Annotated in this window: 15 protein-coding genes; 13 read left to right on the top strand and 2 right to left on the bottom strand. The window is 55.7% G+C overall.

Going from position 1 to position 18,620, the window contains the following annotated elements; translation table 11 throughout:
* Positions 1-19: 19 nt before the first annotated feature.
* The 8 genes from traC (at position 20) to V9G17_00120 (ending at position 12,102) form a co-directional block, all read left to right on the top strand.
* Positions 20-2,533 carry a type IV secretion system protein TraC gene (gene traC, locus V9G17_00155; GenBank protein MEI2750984.1) on the top strand — a complete coding sequence of 838 codons (2,514 nt, stop codon included), beginning with the start codon at positions 20-22 and terminating at the stop codon, positions 2,531-2,533.
* Complete coding sequence (gene lepB, locus V9G17_00150; GenBank protein ID MEI2750983.1) at positions 2,463-3,041, top strand: signal peptidase I; 579 nt, start codon at positions 2,463-2,465, stop codon at positions 3,039-3,041. Before traC ends, lepB begins: the two co-directional genes overlap by 71 nt.
* 174 nt (positions 3,042-3,215) lie before the next feature.
* Positions 3,216-4,292 (top strand): TrbC family F-type conjugative pilus assembly protein, encoded by a 1,077-nt coding sequence (locus tag V9G17_00145; GenBank protein ID MEI2750982.1) that lies wholly within the window; start codon positions 3,216-3,218, stop codon positions 4,290-4,292.
* Positions 4,285-5,373, top strand: a complete 1,089-nt coding sequence (locus V9G17_00140; protein MEI2750981.1) for a TraU family protein — start codon at positions 4,285-4,287, stop codon at positions 5,371-5,373. The genes V9G17_00145 and V9G17_00140 overlap by 8 nt, the downstream gene beginning before the upstream one ends.
* Positions 5,343-6,245: a conjugal transfer protein TraF gene (locus V9G17_00135; protein MEI2750980.1), complete on the top strand. Its 903-nt coding sequence runs from the start codon at positions 5,343-5,345 to the stop codon at positions 6,243-6,245. Before V9G17_00140 ends, V9G17_00135 begins: the two co-directional genes overlap by 31 nt.
* A 10-nt stretch (positions 6,246-6,255) precedes the next feature.
* Positions 6,256-7,590, top strand: a complete 1,335-nt coding sequence (locus V9G17_00130) for a conjugal transfer protein TraH (protein MEI2750979.1) — start codon at positions 6,256-6,258, stop codon at positions 7,588-7,590.
* Between the two features lie 44 nt (positions 7,591-7,634).
* Positions 7,635-11,186 carry a conjugal transfer protein TraG N-terminal domain-containing protein gene (locus tag V9G17_00125; GenBank protein MEI2750978.1) on the top strand — a complete coding sequence of 1,184 codons (3,552 nt, stop codon included), beginning with the start codon at positions 7,635-7,637 and terminating at the stop codon, positions 11,184-11,186.
* Positions 11,187-11,277: 91 nt separating this feature from the next.
* Positions 11,278-12,102 (top strand): hypothetical protein, encoded by an 825-nt coding sequence (locus V9G17_00120; protein MEI2750977.1) that lies wholly within the window; start codon positions 11,278-11,280, stop codon positions 12,100-12,102.
* 438 nt (positions 12,103-12,540) lie between these two features.
* On the opposite strand, the gene V9G17_00115 is transcribed toward V9G17_00120, so the two are convergent.
* On the bottom strand, positions 12,541-13,665 hold the full coding sequence (locus V9G17_00115) for a hypothetical protein (GenBank protein ID MEI2750976.1): 1,125 nt from the start codon (positions 13,663-13,665) through the stop codon (positions 12,541-12,543).
* Positions 13,662-14,690 carry a hypothetical protein gene (locus V9G17_00110; GenBank protein ID MEI2750975.1) on the bottom strand — a complete coding sequence of 343 codons (1,029 nt, stop codon included), beginning with the start codon at positions 14,688-14,690 and terminating at the stop codon, positions 13,662-13,664. Before V9G17_00110 ends, V9G17_00115 begins: the two co-directional genes overlap by 4 nt.
* Positions 14,691-15,066: 376 nt before the next feature.
* Here V9G17_00110 and V9G17_00105 point away from each other — a divergent pair, with 376 nt between their 5' ends.
* The 5 genes from V9G17_00105 to traN all read left to right on the top strand — a co-directional run.
* Positions 15,067-15,696, top strand: a complete 630-nt coding sequence (locus V9G17_00105) for a hypothetical protein (GenBank protein MEI2750974.1) — start codon at positions 15,067-15,069, stop codon at positions 15,694-15,696.
* 15 nt (positions 15,697-15,711) lie between these two features.
* On the top strand, positions 15,712-16,356 hold the full coding sequence (locus V9G17_00100) for a hypothetical protein (GenBank protein ID MEI2750973.1): 645 nt from the start codon (positions 15,712-15,714) through the stop codon (positions 16,354-16,356).
* A gap of 44 nt (positions 16,357-16,400) precedes the next feature.
* On the top strand, positions 16,401-17,372 hold the full coding sequence (locus tag V9G17_00095; GenBank protein MEI2750972.1) for a hypothetical protein: 972 nt from the start codon (positions 16,401-16,403) through the stop codon (positions 17,370-17,372).
* A gap of 6 nt (positions 17,373-17,378) precedes the next feature.
* Positions 17,379-17,870, top strand: coding sequence for a heavy metal-binding domain-containing protein (locus V9G17_00090; protein ID MEI2750971.1), 492 nt, complete (start codon positions 17,379-17,381; stop codon positions 17,868-17,870).
* A gap of 15 nt (positions 17,871-17,885) precedes the next feature.
* On the top strand, positions 17,886-18,620 hold a 735-nt coding region (gene traN / locus V9G17_00085), incomplete at its 3' end, for a conjugal transfer protein TraN (GenBank protein ID MEI2750970.1).

Genomic DNA, 18,620 nt, shown 5'->3' with positions numbered 1-18,620 from the left:
GGAACCCAGAGGAGCGAATATGTCAACGATCCTTGAGTGGAAGGTAAAGCAGCTGGTCGATCGGACAGCCATCAGTGACTGGCTGCCCTATGAGGCTTGGGATGACACCAATCAGGTCTATCGATTGGATGATGGGCGCATCGGTGTGGTGTTTTCTAGCAAGCCCCTACTGGGATTGTCGGAAGAGTCTATTCAGAAGCTGACGAATCTCTTCGAGTCGGACCTGCCAATTGGAACCACGTTTCAATTCATGCTTCATGCGTCCCCCATTATCGAGCCATATCTGGACAATCACGTGATTCTGGCGCAACGAGGTCAGGCAGGGGAACGTTATGTAGCTGATGCGAGAAAGACCGCAGAGTTCTATCTGCATGCCAGAGATACACAACTGACGTCTAACCCACCTCTGCGCCCACGAGATTTCACGGTGTATGTATCCGTGGCGTTCCCAACGCAGGAAACGACGGCGCAAGGATGGGAAGACGAGCGGATTCATCAAGCGGTGTCGGGCATTGAGGGGCAATTGAACACGTTGGGATTATTGCCCGAGCGCGTAGGGCCGCTGCAATTATTGAGTCTCTTGCATGTGTTGCTCAATCCGGGCCACAGCTGGGAGAGTCGGCCGCCGGCGTACAGCGACCAACTGCCGATACGAGATCAGGCGGTCCGTCTCGATACGAAGGCGACGCTTCGCACCAAGATGATTGAACTGGACGGAAAGTTTCTCAAGACGCTGACTGTTCAGTCCTGGCCTGTGCAGTGGCATGGCGGGAACAATCGCGAGTTGATTGGGAGCTTGATCCGGTTCACCGATCAAATTACCTGTCCATTTTTTCTGACGCTGAATGTGTTGAAATTTGACCAGGTCAAAGCGAAAGGCAAGTTACGAAAGAAGCACGTCATTATTAATCAGCAGGCCAGTGGGTTTCTTCTGGGGCTCATTCCCTCCCTCAAGTTCAAATTGGATCATTTCAATGGCGTCCAAGCGCAACTTGAAAATGGCAGACAGCTCATAGGGTCCTATTTCCAGGTCGTTCTGTATGGGGATACACCGCGACATGTGGAGGAGCAGACAGGCGCCCTTCGGGCTCTCTATCGGGCGAAGGATATCAACTTGCAGGAAGATCACTTCATTGGATGGAAAATCCTTATGACGGGTCTACCCCTCGGACTACCGTCGGACGACAAAGCGCTCATTGATGGTCTGCGACGAATGAAGACTTACCATACCGAGGTCCCGGCGCATATTTGCCCCATTGTGGCTGACTGGAAGGGGGGAGGAGCTCCAGTGGTGCTGCTGACGTCTCGTTCAGGTCAATTGATCACCATGGATGTGTTCGCCAATCAACAGACGAATTACAACATGGCGATCGCAGCGACATCGGGGGCGGGTAAATCGTTCTTTATGAACAATTGGATCAAGAGCTACTTGGGTATTGGTGGCCAGGTGTGGGTCATCGATGCTGGCTTCAGCTACGTCAAACTTGTGGAGTTGCTCAAGGGGCAATACATCCAGTACGGCGCAAACGCTCAACGCCTTTGTTTTAATCCGTTCAGCAAACTTGTGCATTGGGGGAGTAATGCCGGCGGGGTTGACGATCCAAGTGACCGAGCCGATGAACTGGCGACCCTCAAAGCGTTGCACGCGCAAATGGCGTCACCTTCGCGCCCGCTCTCCGATGTCGAGCTCTCGTTCATCGAAGAGGCGATCATGCGCGTACTCGAAGGAGAGGGATGTGAGGGATGTCCGGATTCGGTACACAAGGTGTTGAAGAGCATGACTGATCCTCGAGCCAGAGATCTCGCGCGTGTGCTGGCTTCCTATGCGAAGGGGGGTATGTATTCCCATCTCTTCAACGGGGCGAACAACGTCAATTTTGAAAATGACTTTGTGGTGCTTGAACTCGACGGATTGAATGAACAGAAGCAGTTACGGTCAGTCATTCTCCTGCAGATGCAGATGAATATCCAGGCAGTGATGTACAAAAAGGAGAACCGTGGCCGGCGGAAATTCGTCATTCTAGATGAGGCGTGGGATTTGTTGTCTCAGGGAGGGAATACCGCTGCGTTTTTTGAAACCGGCGCGCGCCGGGTCCGGAAGTCCGGTGGCTCAATGATCACCATCACGCAGGGCATCAACGACTACTACGACAAGATGCGGGATGTTGGGCGCTATTTGCTTGAAAATGCGGAATTTGTGGGACTGCTCAAGCAAAAGACCGAAAGCATCGCGGCGTTTAGGAACAATGGGCGCATTGTATTGTCGGAAATGGAATACCGACTCCTGTCATCCGTCACAAAGACCACGGAGTACTCTGAGATTTTTATGATCACCCCATTTGGGAGAGGCATTTGCAGGCTAACCGTGCCGCGTGAGACACAGCTGTTGTTTACGACGAATCCGGATGAACTGTCGATGATTGATCGCGTGAGAAAAGAAGGACCAAAGGAGCTCTCCATCGATGAAGCTATTCAATGCATTATCGCTGCTGAACGTGCTCAAGCGGGCGCCGACAATCCTCGACTGGCTTGATCGGCATCGCTGGACGCATGTGGGGTTGATGTTGTTCTGTGGTGCGATTATTACTGCCGGCGTTATCGCCCCTTGGTATGAGGTCGCCGCTCGCATGAGCGGGAGTTGGCCGCACCATAACTTTTTCCTCATTCAAAAAGGGCAGCCCGTAGGACGAGGGGATCTCGTGGCGTTCATCATGCGGCGGGACTACGTGGAACGCGTGCAGCCAGGCCATTTACACCGTGACTATGCGGACGTGGGGAATCGGTGGATGAAACGAATCGTTGGAGTGCCGGGTGACCATATCGTGATCAAAGAGGACGAGGTCTATATCAACGGGCAATCCGTGGGGCGTGGATTTGGGATCGATCGTTACGGGCAACGGATCGATTTAGCGTCACTTCCGGAGGTTATTCCGGAAGGGGAATACTATGTGGCGCTGCCACACCCGCGGTCGTTCGACTCTCGGTACTATGGCCTAATTCGGAAGGCGGATATTCTCGGCACGGTGACACCACTCATCTAGCTAGGTCGGTAATACTCCATACAGACATTCTGAAATGGAGGTACCGTGAACGTATCGAGCGGTATTGTCTGTGTGGTAGCGGTCGCAGGGCTCTCCCTTCTGAGCATCGGGTCTTCTGTTTTCGCGGGAAACTCGCAATCAGCAGTACGTCCAAGTATCCCATCTCCTGAGGAGATGGCGCAGGACATCGCAAGGTACTCGCGCCAAGCGTTGCGGCATGGGCGTCCTCAGGAGTCACCAAAAGAAGTGCGCCGCGACGGCGTCTACCTTCTACTCTCCTTCTCGTTACCGAACGACACCCTCAAAGACTACCTGCGAGAGGCGAAATTACTGGGCGCCAAGGTGCTCTTGCGTGGACTGGTGCAGGATTCGTTCAAGGTTACACAGGAGCGGATCAAGCATCTGCTCTTCACCGGGGATCATCCAGATGACTCACTGCTGGTTGGAATCGGGATTGATCCAGTCATTTACCGGACGGTTGGTGCGGCAGAAGTTCCGGCCCTGGTGTTTGTGAAAGACGAGAAATTCCTAATAGCGAGCGGAGGAGCTTCGGTCGCGCATCTCCTGACGTTGTTGTCGAAGGAACAGGCCGGTGTGACGCCATGGATCGAATGGTTCGAGCGCCGGCACCGAGGGTTTCTTCAGGGGGGGCCGACGGAAGAAGCTCCGCCACAGGTTCCGACCATTGGGCGGAGTGTGAAGGTGCAGGGCGACGCACGTGGAGCCGACATCGCGGAGCGGGACATGATCGATGTGATGAAGGAGCGGTTGGCGAAGGCGGATTGGCCGGATATTCAACGGCGGTCTGGCGACGCCCTCAAACGTCAGTTCGCAAAGGGCCCAGGGTTGGCCCTTCCGCATGCCGAAGAAGCGAGGGTCGTGCTCGTTGATCCAACGGTCGAGTATCCCGAGGATATTAAGGACCCCACGACGAACACGGTGTTGATCAAGTCCGGCACCAAAATTAATCCCTTCGACAAGGTACGGTGGATTCGAACTCTGGTGTTTTTCGATGGCACCAGTTCCTCGCAGGTAGGTTGGGTGCAGCAGTATTTAAAAGAGCATGATCCGAAGTTTGTGAAGCTGATCATCTCTGACGGCGACGTGCAGAAAGTGATGGAGCAACTTCATCAGCGGGTCTATTGGGCGAATCCTCTGCTTGTCAGTCGCATGGGGGTCGGTGCGGTACCCAGTATCGTCTCTCAGCTAGGTCGGCATCTGCGGGTGGAGGAGGTGGCGATTCATGAATAAGCTCTCGAAAAGACGGATACAGCATATGCTGCTGCTGGTCTGCCTGAGTTGTGTCCTGATCGGCGTGGCGACTCTGTGGCCGTCGGGCTCTGCAGAGGCGGTGTGCACGACAGGGACCAATGTGTTGGCGAATAGTCTCGCTACGACGTGTTGGGAGTGCATGTTTCCCATTTCTCTCAGCGGGGTCACGGTGTTTAACCTGGGAGAAGATTTTACCGAACCGGCCATCGGTCCTGGACACGCCCCGTTTCCGCCGCAGTTGTGTGGGTGTGTGTGTCTTGGTCCGATCTGCATTCCTGGGCTACCTCTGGGGATCTGGGAGCCGAAGAATCTTGTCGAGGCGGTCCACGATCCACTGTGCTTTCCGACGCTCGGTGTGTCTTTGGCCGGGGGGTTCAGTTACATCGGGCGTGGCATGGCTACGACACAGATGGACTCCGAGCTAAATTATGCCTTTTTTCATGTGCATTATTTCGTTTTTCCCCTATGGGCCATCGTTGGTATCGGAATGGACATTCTGTGTCTGAATCCTACCGGGATCGCAGACGAAATCGATTTGGCCTATGCCTCCGAGATTGATCCCTTGTGGGACGACGACCTGATTTCACTCATTCTCTTTCCGGAGGCATTGGTCCTGGCCAATCCGGTGGCACTCGCGGCCTGCGCGGCCGATTCGGTAGCTGCAGCAGTCGGTTTCCCAATTGATCCGCTGTTCTGGTGCGCCGGGAGCTTTGGATTCATGTATCCGCCGACTGGGCATGTCTCAGGAGCGGATGGGGACCTCAAACCTGCCGCGCTGTCGATGACGCGATTGTTAGCGAAACTGGCCCGCGCGGGAACAGAGTTTTGGACCTCCGCTAATGGTCCGCTGCTGTGTGAGGACATCCCGACCGCACTCATTGTGAAAAGCCAGTACAAGTTTCAATTACTCTGGCCGATTCCAAACACAGGACTCCCTCCCCCGTGCTGTCAGCCTCTAGGACGGACACTCATGATGTGGGGGCTCGGGAAAATCGTGCCAGCCGTTGGAGAGGATTTTGTGTGGCTGCTATGGAAACGACAAAACTGCTGCATGCTCTAGCTTGGTATTGCGTGACCTTCTGCTCGGTGGGAGGGGTGAGCAGCGCTGTGCTGGCCGCTGAGCCTCCTGGGTCTCAGACTTTTATCGACCATCCCAGGCAGGGGTGGTTCTCTTATCAGGACCCGTCAGCCGAGGCAGAGGAGGACGCAGAAGAGAGTCCTGTCCCCGTTACGATGGATAGCTTACCACCAGAGGCTTGGCTGGACCCGTCGAAGTACCGAACTCTGTTTAAGGGGCTTTCGGTCGAGGGCGTGAAGTTGAACGCCCTTCCGATGACGGTATTGCGTGAACTGGTGTCGGCCAAGAAGGAACGCGCGTTGGATCATCCTTCGGTCGAGAATGTGACGACTTACATCAAAGTGCAAAAGGAAGCGTATGACCGCTCGCAACGCTTCACCGATGCATGGCAGATCGCCATGTACACGGACCCCAAACTCGACTATGCGTCGCAACACCCCACGTCCACCTATGGGCATAGCGTCGAAGCCGAGATCAAGCGGAACACCGAAGAGCAGCTTCTGGCGGGCACAGCCGACCGGGTCGGACTGTTCTTCTTCTTCACCTCGACCTGCCCGTTTTGTCAAGAACAGTCCAAGGTATTGAAGGTCTTTGCCGATACCTACGGACTGACGGTGAAACCTGTGTCGCTGGACGGGGTGGGATTGCCGGAGTACCCGCAGCCCGCCACTAACAATGGCATGGCGGAGAATGTGGGCGTGCATATGGTGCCCATGATTTATCTGGCAATTCCTGAGGAGAACTTCTTAAAGCCGCTCGGAGCCGGTCTCATGACGAATGCGGATCTACGGGAGCGCTTGCTGGTGTTGTTGCGTAACCGAGGATTGTTGGGCGAGCGACGGTCTCAGGGATAAAGGACACACGATGCGAAGCAAACTGATTCTGGTGGGAGTGTGTATGTGGGCAGTACTGGTCTGGCCTCCCCTGGTACAGGCGCAGTCGATGAATGATGCCCTTACGAACATGTTCACGTCGTGGGGTGTCGGGATCACGAGTCCTCCAGGTGCCTACGAAAGTCAAAGTCGAGGCTACTTCAGCGGCGGCGGGGTCTCGGTCCGTTTGTGGCAGGACCCGATGCGGTTGTGGTCGATTGCCCCGCCGCGATTGAGCGTGGGCTGCCAGGGCATCGACGTTTACCTGGGCTCGTTTTCCTACGGCAAACTAGATCGGTACGTCCAATTGCTGCAGCAAATCGGGACCGGTGCCGTCTTGGGGTACGCTTTCCAGCTGGCGATGAAAGCCATTTGTGAAGACTGCGCGGACGTGCTCAACAAGATTGAAGCGGCTGCGAGAGCGCTCAATGCTGCGGGACGGATCCAACCCTGTCAAACAGGGATTGAATTGGGCAAAGCGCTAGCCGGGAACGAAGCCTCCAAACAAAAGCTCGCGAGTCGATTCGGCGATGCCTGGCAGAAGATGAAGGAAGCGGGCGGCGCCATTGGAGACGTGTTTGAAGACCGGGATACCGTCAAGAACCAGTCGAATGCGGATGCGGCCTCAGCATTGAAAGGCACGGAATACGATGTCACTGGCAATCTGGTGTGGGATGTCCTGACGCAGGCTGGCCTGGATCAGAATCTCATCGTCATGGTGATGTCGGTCACCGGGACCGTTATTGTCGGGAACGATGGCGATGTTCAAACCCGCGATCCGACGATGACCTTCGAACAGCTGGTCGATAGTCATCTGGGCGACGTGGTGAAAGTGTTTAATTGTGGGGGCGACTCGGAATGTTTGAACCCCACGATTACTGACGCGACCGATATCGAAGGATTCGAGAGTCGCGTGTATACGTCCATGAGTAACCTGATCGAAGACCTCTACTCCGGCTCAGCGATCAGCGCGACAGATCAGCAAATCATCAACATGACCCCGGTCCCCATTCTGACCATGCTCGCCGATTATGGGCGTCCACGGGATGTCGGCAATCAGATTGCGCGATTGTCTTCAGAAGTGGTCGCTGCGGACATGGGGTATCAATGGGTGAAGTGGGCGGCCACCGAAACGTCCAGGAACGTTAGCTATATCCAAAAGGTCAAACCCGAGTGGCCAGGCAATCTGCAAGACTTTCAGGGGCGGCTGCATCAGATCCTAAGGGGGGCTAGTGAGAGTCTCGCGAAGCGGCAACGTATGGTGAATAACATCAACCAGCTTATGCAGTTGACGAAGACGCAGGGCGAAATGCGATCGCTGCGGTAGTCGGAGTAAGTCTGTCTGCGATGTGAGGGAGAGGATAGCGCATCATGTGGACGATCTATACGTTTGGCAACGGCGATGTGCTGACGCAGATTCTACTGGGCATCCGGATCATGATGACCACCGGACGCTTCGAAAGCCTGATGGAGCTCGCACTTCTTGTCTTCGCGATGTTCGGACTCGTGTATTTTGTGTTCAATCGGCGCTTCTTGGTCCCGCTGGTCGTCGGGGCCTTTTTCATTCTCTTTGTCAGTGTCCGAATCACGGTCGACGTGTCCGTGGAAGACCAAGTCAATCCCGATGTGCCCGATCAAATTGTGAACAGTGTGCCGCTGGCGATCGCGTTACCGGCATACCTCTCGGGGCAAGTAGGGTACTACACGACTCAGCTTGTCGAAGCGTCGTTTCCGATGCCCGTGCAATATACCCAGGGACAAGCGTCATTCAATCGCCCGCTATTCGATCTGCAAAAAGTCCTCAATGCGAGATTGCAAGACTCGGATCTGGCCCGCAATACCGATTCATATTTTATGATGTGTGTGTTTCGGGAGGTGGGCCTGCTCCAGAAGAACCTCGGTACGCTGATGAATTCTCCGAATCTGCTCAATGATATCGGGGCTACGAATAACGCACTCACGGCACTCGGATATACAGGTGGGACGTTGGAAGCGGCCCCGCGGGTGTGTCCCGACTTCTATAGTTCTCTCATCCTTCCTGCGTATACCACCGGGCAGCCTGACTACGAAGGGGCGATGCGGCATTTGCGGACACAGTTGCAGCTTGATCCGGCCACCGGCGATGAGGAAGGGCTCACTGAGGACATCCGGGCGAATCTCTTGTTATCCGTCGGGCAATCGGCCCGAGACATGATTAATAATGTGCTGCTCATCCATGCGTGGAAAAACGCCGAATCCGCCGATGCCAAACGGCGCGCGGCGACTGCGGACACTGTGCTTTTGCAGCAGCAGGCGATCCAAAAGGACTTAAAGTTCCAAAGCTACTCGAAGTCCTATGTCGCTCAAAAGGTCGTACCGCTATTACGGACCATTGTGGAAGGGGTTGTGTACATCATGACCCCGTTCCTCCTAGTGCTTGCCATTTCGCCTGGGATGTCACGGTTGATGGGCACCTATTGGCGCTTGTTCATGTGGCTCCAGACCTGGTCGCCTCTGTATGCCGTGCTGAATTTTGTCATGTTTTGGGAAGCGCGAAGCCGGCTCGGCGCGATCCTGAGCTCAAACGGGGTTGGCCAATCCGTCAACTATGCAACGTTAGACAGAATCAATGAACATGTCGCCATGCTGAATTCCACAGCCGCAGATTATGTGTGGCTCGTGCCAGCGATCGGTTTCGGTCTGATGTGGGGCGGAAGCCAGGTGTTGGGATCGATCCTGGCAGGATCGCGGACTGCGGAAACCGTCGCGGGGCAAGTGGGAGGACAGTTCTCGCGTGGGCTTGGTGCCAATTTGGAGGAAGGCCCGTCCTATCGACACGAACAGCGTGGGGCCCAGTTCGGCGAGATGATCGGCCATGACGTCGAACCACAGATGACTGTGCCGACTGGTCAGGGTGGGTTTCGTGTGGATAGTCAATCCGGCACGAGTGAGATCCACGACTCCCAGGGCGGCATCACCAGTATTGGCGCGAACGGCATTCAGAACTACAAGGGGCCAGAAGGACAGTATGCAATGGATTCAAAGGGGCATCTGCTGAGTGGGGTGTTCCGTCACAAGATGTTTGATCCACAGTCCGGGAAGCAGGTCGATGCACAAACCTCGGTGTTTGGTTCGATGGTGGAGCATCGCTTCGATACGATGGGGGAGGATGGCTCCAGGAAGAGCGTGCTTGTGCAGGAAAATCAGGATACCGGAGAATTAGTGGCGCGCACGGAACAATCCGTTCGGAAAGGCCTGTCCGAGACGCGTACGATTGCTGAAGACGGTAGTCAAAGTTTTGCACGATCGGGGAATGTGCCGTTGTTTTTGGAAGTCGCGGGCGAGACACGTCCCGATGCCGGATTTGTCCAGATGATGGGTGAGCGTGGGCCAGGCGAGCGGGTAGACACCCTCACACAGTCGACATTTCAGAGCACGATGGGGGCGAAACAATCGTATACCGGGCGACTGGTAGAACGCGATGGACAGTTTCATTTTCTGGCGACCGAGGGCGGGGCCGTCCGAGGATTTGACAACAAGGATACGGAGGCCGGCGTCCACAGGGAATCGTTCGTTTCCCCTGACGGTTCCAATTATTTTGTGGAGACTGGGCAAGCGGAACAGATGGTCTTAGGGAAAGATGGGGTGACTCGGCCGATGGAGGGATATGTCAGGGCGTTTGGGTCAGTCGATCGCTCGGACCCGGTGCATCCGCGAGACATCTATTCCAGTTACAGTCTGACCAGTGATGAGGGTGGTCACACGCACACAGTGACAGGAACATTGGGCACCGATGCATCAGGACGACAGTTCTTGGTTGAAGCCACGGAACATTTTGAGTCAGGCACGAGCGGTGTTGCCCACGACACCCACACGGTCGGTTCCTACACCCTGAGCGGCACGTTCACGGCTCTGAGCCATGGGGAAGCCAATCAACCAGGAGTGCCGACAGCCTTCTTCGGCTCGGCGATCGACAATAGCAAGCCAGGGTCGCCGGCGTTTCAAGCCAATGCGCTGTTATATGACGGCCAGGTAAGCTTCTTTGATGGGCGGGAGGGAGGCACCAAGAGTATTTCCGGGGAACGTAATCTGATGGATGGCACGCATTTGTCTGGTCAGTTCACCCAATTAAATACGATGGGACAAGATGGACATCAAATCGAGATGTTTCATGGGTATGCTCAGGAACCGGGGGCACCGGCTCGCGATGTGACAGGGCTGATTGATAACGGTAGTCTTGTCTCGTTTAAAGGGGCCTCAGGAAACGAGTTCCGAGATGTGATTGAACGAACTGAATCTGGCGTTGTTCAATCTATCGGTGCACAGGAAACATATAGTGCTCCTGGGGGGACTCACTCGCTATCAAACTTTCAGGGCGTAACAGTTAATCCTCAGGGCGACGCCTTCAAAAGTTCATCCACAAACTTAGACGGGGTGAGTGTGTATAGCGATCAGATGAGAGGATCGCGCCAAATGACCGTCGAGTTCGAGCAGTCCCTACGAGGGTACAACAACGAGGTACAGTCGATCGATAAAGAGTCAGGCTGGCGGCGGATCAATGACGGGCATCGCGATATGGATGTGTACGCCAATCTCTACTACGGCCCGACCAGCAGTGAGACGGGCGAGCGCAAGCTACTTGGTGGGACGATTACCAATGTGACCGACAACACCTATTCCACTTTTATGAAAGATGGAGAAGGCAACGAGGTGTGGGGAATTGCCAGGTCACTGGAGGATCCAAACAGCGGGGCTATGAGCGGCTCTATTGATCAGACGGTGAAGGTCGTGGCGGCGAAAAACGGAGCGATAGACACACAAGTCCTTGGTCCTATGAAGGATGATGGCGGCCAGCGCGAAGTCTTGTATCATTCGGTGTTGGGCGGATTGGACTCACAGTACTATAACAATGAGCGGAAATCCGGCATCTTCACCGTGGCCTGATCCTATGCATCCAGGCCAGACGAAGGAGCTGCAAGGGACGTTCTACTATAGTCCTCAATCGGGTCAGTTGATCGCGTCCGAAGTGACGGACTTGCAAACAGGAAAGATCGGGCAGTACCGCACAGATGCGCAAGGGCAAGAACACTTCCAGGTGGTGGAGTATACGCAGTCTCCTGATGGGGCGAGCGTGATTGCAAATACGAAGGAGCTATCGAAGAATGAGTATGCGGCACATGGATTTGCGGTTAACGATGTACTTGACGGTAGCGGGAATGTGCTGAGTTCGTCCGGTCACAAAGGCTCCGATTTTCATGACTTCAATCGCGTGCAATTTCATCATGATAGTGGGGCGAATCTCACGATTACCCAAATGGCGTTTGCGGCCAAAGGCACCGATATTTCAAACCCTACGCAGACGGACGAGGCGATTGCTTATGGGCTTGAATTTGGTCGGATCGGAATGGATGGGGCTTCGCGATATTTGATCCTCAAAGGACGAATGGGGAAATTTGGTGGGGGAGGGGTTGGAGGAACACCGGTTCAGCCAGGTGGTGGACCCGTGCCGAATGGCCCTGGTGGAGGTGGGGGACCGAGCGGTCTTTTGGACTCGCATCAAAATATGGGCGCCTGGTGGAAAGAATACTCCGGCGTTATGGATAATGCTATCTCGTTTGCGCGCAGTTCTGTCGAACATTTGGAAAAGACGGGTCGGGCACAAAGCATGTCTCCCGAGGAATTACAGAATTTTGCTGCCAATGCCGCGTATAATGCGGTACGCACATCGGCTATCGGTATCATGGGTGAAGAGGCGTCGAGTGCCTTTGGGGCTATGCCGAAGTGGCAGGAAGGCCAAGAGTCGCTGTTGAAGATTCCGAAACAGTCATCACCGGATGTGAATACCGGTAGCAACAAGTAACTGACTACGATTACCAGTCGGATCTATGGAGACCGCTATGAGGCTGCTTCGGTCGGGTAGTGTTTTGAGTCTAAGTTTTCTATTCGTGTTTTCCGCTCACCCTTCGATAGGAGAGACCAGAACAGATAACTGGCTAGGCGCATTTGTGGGATCAGCAATTCCTGGAAAGATGGCAGGTCATTCGACGATCGCCGTGCTTTCAAAACGTTTTAGGCCATCCTTCGAGGCCAATGCCCTGGCGGTATTGGATGAACTTGTAGGCTATTGTCGAGATGTGACAAAGGGGCGTGCGCTCTTAAACACTAGGATTGAGACATCTGTTGGGGACATGTCGAAGAGTGGGTCGGATAAACAGGCCATCACGATGTATCCAGGTTCACTCCTGATCACTGTGTATGGCGATTGCGTGCTTGAGGTACAGGATGCGAAGTGAGATTGCTATGAGCAGGATTGATATCCTTTGGGGAAGACTGTTTGCATATAGGCCTTCAGCATCTGCGCATCCTCTTTCCAGTCGCTACTATATCGTAGGACGTCGTATCTGATTCGTTCCGCTCTCTGAATATCCACAAATTCTAGAATAGCTATTCCCTGATTGGCGGCCCCGTTTCTGATGGTGAGCGCCACAGAGGCGGGTATCCATTTGCCAAAGTGAACAGCCGTCTGGTCACTGATCCGCCCGGATTGGTGGAGTAGCAGCTCATCCTGTAAGTCTTTCGCGAAGGTTATTGGTGCGACCACACAGATGTGGCGTTCTAATAAAGCCTGTGTCACCAAACGTCCCCATGCTCTCAACGCAGGTGGTGCAGCGCCATCGAGCGGTTCGAGGACGAGTGCGACGATCGGTGGCCAGCTCGTACCTGCCGTGTTCGGTTCGTCTGGCAATGGGCCACTTGGTGTCATCTCGCTAGGAGTAAGGCGATGAGTCCAGAGGACGCGATTGTCGACGAGGATAGACAGTGTGGGAAGCGTCGACGGGTCGCGCTCCGTCCCCGAACGGAGTGCGTGTTGAGGAATGGACACCTCTCCATCGGGATTCACGTCATAGACCAGTGGCGGATGTATCGCATCGTCCCATGCCACTCTCAGTGTGGCGTAGCGCACGGGCTCTGTTGTGGTGCGTGTCTCGTAGCGGTGTTCGATCTCGGCGGCAACCCGCGGCGATCCGGCAAGAGGCTCCTGCATCAGGAGCCGTCGGCAGGCGGGAGCAAGAGATTGTGAGCCTAGGTGTCCGGCTGAAATCACGTAGGCAACAGTCAGTACCGGACAATGAACAGCGCCGGCAAGGGGAGCGGTAGGCGAAAACACATAGCGTCGGGCCTCGGCCTGCATCGGCGTGTCCGTCTCGAGGGTGATTTGGGAGCGTTGTGTCACGCGAATGGTGAGGCGTTGCTGATCGTGATGGGGTGTAAGGGTAACCTCTGGTACATCGATCGGAGTGCGCGCGATTTCTCGAGTCGAGGTATTTTCTCCCGGCACCGGGATGTTGGAGAGTATGAGAGACGAACACCCGACCGCACTGGTGGCGAGGAAGCAGATGAGGAATGTGCCATATCGTGTCATGGTGTGACGAACCATCCCCGTGTGAGAGTGGGATCATGGGGCAGGACGAGATCGGTGACGACTGCCGCCAGAGTTTCGGCCGTTGGCGCGACGGCGTTGATCGGACATTCGAGGACAAACTGAGCCAGCACTTGTGCTGTCTCAACAGAGACAAGAGTCGTGGTGAGCAGCAGCCCCTGATCTGAAGCAGAGGCGATGTCGATGGATACGAGCAGATTGGCTCCGGTGCCCATGCCGGCTGACGGTTGCCGCTCATCAGTAAAGAACGGAGCGAGTTGCCGGACCTGGACAGGAACTAGTTTCCGATACCGTTCGTTTCGGACGACCAGCGGAAGGCCGCGCTCCTTCATACGGCCAATAAGCCTGTCTACTATCAACTGGGACTGTTCGTGTCCCCAGTCATTGTTGACCGCCAGCCTGAGGCGAGGCTGCTTCGGCCAGCGATCTTGGGGGAGCACCGCGAGATCGTGCTGCAGCATGGCGGTGAGTACGTGCCCGTCGATCGGCAACTGTGTGGTCGGGCCGGGGTTGTCGACAGTTGGACTGTAGGAAATTTCGACGGTCCCGTCTGGGACGTCGGCAGGATTCACGCCGTGTTCCCGTAAGGCCTGTGCAAGCCATCGAAGGCGGATGTGCGTCCCTTGAGAATCCTTACTTACAGGGACGGCAATCCCAATGCGGTCCCGTCCATCGGCGGCAAAAGTGAGCCGAAGGTCACCGTCCACAATTATCCGCGTAACAGTCTGAACCTGGGGATCGAGGTCATCAGCGATCCGAGTTCGGGTATCGGCGCGGCCAGGCACGTCGTAGCCGGCGGCGGCAAGGCAGTATTGCCATGGTGAACTCCATCCGGGCTGGTTTGGTGTTCCTATGGAAAAGAGGGTATTCAACAGGAGATTTGGACCGCACAGTAGTCCCCCTCCCACCATCGTGACAAGATTGAGCCGACGTTCATAGGTATATCCTCCCCAGACTTCTTCTCGCTTGATCCGATTCGTCTCCTCAACGGTTTGGGTGACTCTCACCGTCCATCCCAGGCCATCGCTGTGGGGTGATAGTGCCAATCGAGGACGTTCTACAGCCGTCGTTGAGGTGGTTTCACGCGATTCTTTGAAGTTCTGCAAAGTGGTCGGCGTGAAGACGGGGGCACAAGATACCAAGGTGACGAGCACGAGGAGGAGCACGCTGATCGTCCGACTAGACCACAGCCAAGCAAGGTACGCAAGAGAGCGGATCTTCCCTCTGGATGAGGATAGAAGCGGAGTGGGAGTGATCCGGTAATACCTGTTGGGCATAGTTGTGAGACCGAGTCTCGAACTACACGCAGGTGGCAAGTGCGTATACAGGTCGAAAAACTATAGCACAGGCGAGTGACGAATGGTGCAGGTGGGAGACTTAGTGATGGCTCGGGTCATTCGGATGGATCCGGGGCACAGCGCATATCTGCTGTGGGCGGATTCCATCGGGAGGTACGCCATCTTGCCGCATCAGTATGCCGACCGTCAGTACAAGGTACGCGACTCATTGATGGGAGCTGTTTACAAGGTCGGTGACGAGTTTCCGATGCTGTCGCAGCGATCGATGCACTACTTCCGCCGTATTGCGGAGTTAGTGCTGGCTCCGGTGTTGGCGGACGACCATGTGCACATCAAGCGTGTGGCGACGGCTCAAGCCGCGTCGTTTGTGAAGATTGCGGTCGAGACTTATCGCACGGGGGAAGATGTCATCGCGACCTGCAAGCCTCTGTTGTACGAGTTCCGGACCTACACATCCCGCACGATCGCACTCGTGAAGTATCACACGGAGGTGGAAGCCTACATTCGCGAGGCATTAGCGCCTGCCCCGAGTCGGTCAGTGCGACGAGTGGACGTGTATCGGGAAGAACATCAGGCGCGAGTCATTGTTGAACGGGGCACGATCGCACAGTTTCTTGGTCGCAAGGGGATGAATGCTGCGGTGGCCAGCAAATTGACCGGGTATGGACTGGTGCTCGTGGACGAAGCGGATCTGGGGAAGACAGCTCGGGCGTAATCGAGGAGGTGAGGCATGGCTCATGGGGTGGACGCAGAGCGACAACTGGGGATGGTACGGCGCGAGGGCCAGTCTCTTCGGAGCGCATCTCCGACGAATGGACGAAGGCCCGATCGGGCGGAGGAGAACAAGCGGCGGCTGGAAGATCCGAATTCGGTGCTCCTTTTACCACAAACAAAGGCGGGGATGGCCTGTGTCTCCATGCTGTACATGTTCGACAAGGTAATTCATCGGCTTCGGCGGGCAGCAGGATCTCAGCTCTCCATTGAGCAAGTGCGCAACGAGTTGGCTCGTGTGGAGCAATGGGTGGCGCGGGCAAAGGGGATCCTACGAGAACTTGGAGTGGGGGAGTTCGAGTTGCTTCCCCAGGAGCCGTATCCCGATCTGAAAGAGCGGAGCGTGATGGCGGCGAGGCGCAATGCGCGGGTCATTACGCCACGGGTCGGAGACACGGTGAGACTGGTGCCGGTGATTCGCGCACTGGATAACGCGCTCAATAGCATTCGTCTCCGAGCAGAAGATCTCAGCCCGTATGTGAAACATTTTCAGGCCGTCGATGATCTCGTAGTGGCCCTGCATGATGTCATCGGTCATGTCGCCCGCGTGACGGTGACGGAGTATGAACCGCGGGGCGCGGTGAAGGCATTTCTCCATCAGTAGGGAAAAGAGAGTCAGTCAACCCTGTCGTATGAAAGGAGCACGGTATGTGGCAACGCATGGCGGTCGTTAGTCTCGCAGTGTTGTCCGGTTGCGTCAGCGCCGGGGAATATCAGGATTTGGAAACCAAGTACCAGCATCAACTCGCGGTGAAGGAAGTCATGGAGACCGAGCATGACGAGCTGTCCCATCGAGTCGATAACGTGTCCCAGGTGTATCGGCATGTCGCGCAGGAGCAGATGGGGTTGAAGGCTCAAGCGGAAACACTGCAGGGGGACATCCTAACCGTGAAGGGTGTGGTGAAAGACACCCAGAATCAGTACGAGTCCCAACGGGCGCAGTTTGCGCAGCAGGCGCAACAACTGTCCGGGGTCGATGCGCGCCTGCAAAATATTGCGGGGAAGATCGAAACCCTCACAGAAACGACGGTCGCCTTAGCCAATCGCTTCGAACGTGTTGAACTGTCGATTGGGAAACTTGGGAAGTCCTTGCAGGCTAGAGGGGGTGCTCCCGACGTCCAGAAAACGCGTGTCCAGTTGGGTGAGGGTAAGTCAGGAAGTGCTCCCAAAACGGAACCTGTCGCCAAGGCTGGCAGTCCGAATATGGAGGGGAGCTTAGGCGCTGGGGGCTCGGGTCTTGAACCGAGCGGGACGAGCCTAGCGGTCGCTCCAAGTCCAGTGGCGACGACTACTGTCCCTGCCAAACTGGATGCGCCGATGCCCGTTCCTCAGAGGGTGATAGAGGCTAAGGTCGAATCGCCTAGAGCCAAGCCCGATGCGGACAAAGGATGGTTGCGGCGTTTTCTGGATGGCTTCCGTGGGGGAAATGGGCAAAACGCGGAACCGGTATCGGCGCCGCTGGCTTCTGGGGTGGCGGGGAAAGCCTCACCTGGTCGTGTCCTACCTCCGCCCACTGATGGCGAAGTGATGGCCGCGCCGATGAACACATTGACGATCAGTATTGACGCGGATGCTCAGAAGAAGGCTGAGGCGTCACCGTCTGATACCGAAAAGCGATAGGCCCGAATGAAAATTCTTACGGTCGATGTCATTCCCGGACATACCTATCGGTATTTTCAGGCGTTGATTCAGATCGAGACCGTCGGGATCGCTTCTTGGCGGGATGCCGTGGTCCGATTCACGGATTTCTGGGGAGGGCGCGCGAAGACGTATGACAGTCCGATCGTCCATGCGACTCAGAGCATGGTGAATAGGCTTGCGCAAAGCGCTGCGGCGTTGGGGGCTGACCTGATAATTGGTTTCGACATTCAGATTCATCAAGTGACGGCACGATACTGGGGGTGGGGGATGGCACAAATCATCATGCGGGGAACGCCGATTCAGTTTATGGATCGTGACACGCTTGGGACGATTTTGGCCGGTGAACTGTCCCCCTTCGTTGCAAGCGACCAGTCTCCGCGACATCCGCCGGACGGAAATTCACTGGGAGAAGCAGTAGGGATGGACGAGATGACGGTGCCCTCATTGGATACGGCTCGGTTAGGCACGCGTCGCTAGGGGAGGCTGTCTGTGATGAAGCGCATGCTCATGGGGATTTGCCTCGCGATCTGTCTGGTGTGTGGTGTCGTGGAGGCCCGCGCAGATTGCAGTGGGATTGATGATCTCTACCTCAAAGCAAAGTGCGAGGTGGAGGGGCAAAAGGCCTCAGGCTTGATTGGTGGGGGGATTTTGGCGCCGAACATGACAAGAGTACCGCAGTACTCAGGAACGCCGGGCTGTGTCACGGCAGGGTGTTCTGGGGCTGCCGAAGAGAAGTATTACGATGATCCTGGAAGTTTGAGTACGGCTGGCGGAACGGCCGCCGGTAGCGATGAGAGGTACACCAAAATACGGCAGAGCAGGGTGGACCGTGATGGATGGGACCTACGGACGAGCGGTGCAGTGACGACAGCTCAATCCGCAGCGGAGACCCTGCCGCCGGATTCCATCCCATGCGGCAGCCAGGATAGTTCAGTGCCTTTTTGCGTGGATACCAACACTCCCCCAAATCAGAATTTGGCGTTAGCGGCAACCTGGTTATCGATGACGAAGAATGTCGAAGAGGATTGGGATCCGGACCGGCTGCGAATCTTCACGGGCAAAAGGAGCACCTGTGATTTCAGCACGATCGGGCGCTCGCTGATCAATTGCTGTGATTCGGACCCAGACAAATTGATTGGGAAATGCTCTGAGGAGGAGATCGCGCTAGCGCGTGATAAACAGGATTGGAAGGCCCATTTGATTGGAACACATTGCGTGGATAAAGGG

It is taken from the genome of Nitrospira sp. (assembly GCA_037045225.1).
Taxonomy (GTDB): domain Bacteria; phylum Nitrospirota; class Nitrospiria; order Nitrospirales; family Nitrospiraceae; genus Nitrospira_A.
Note: the sequence above shows the minus strand (reverse complement) of the source record. Positions and strands in the feature narration are given on the sequence as shown.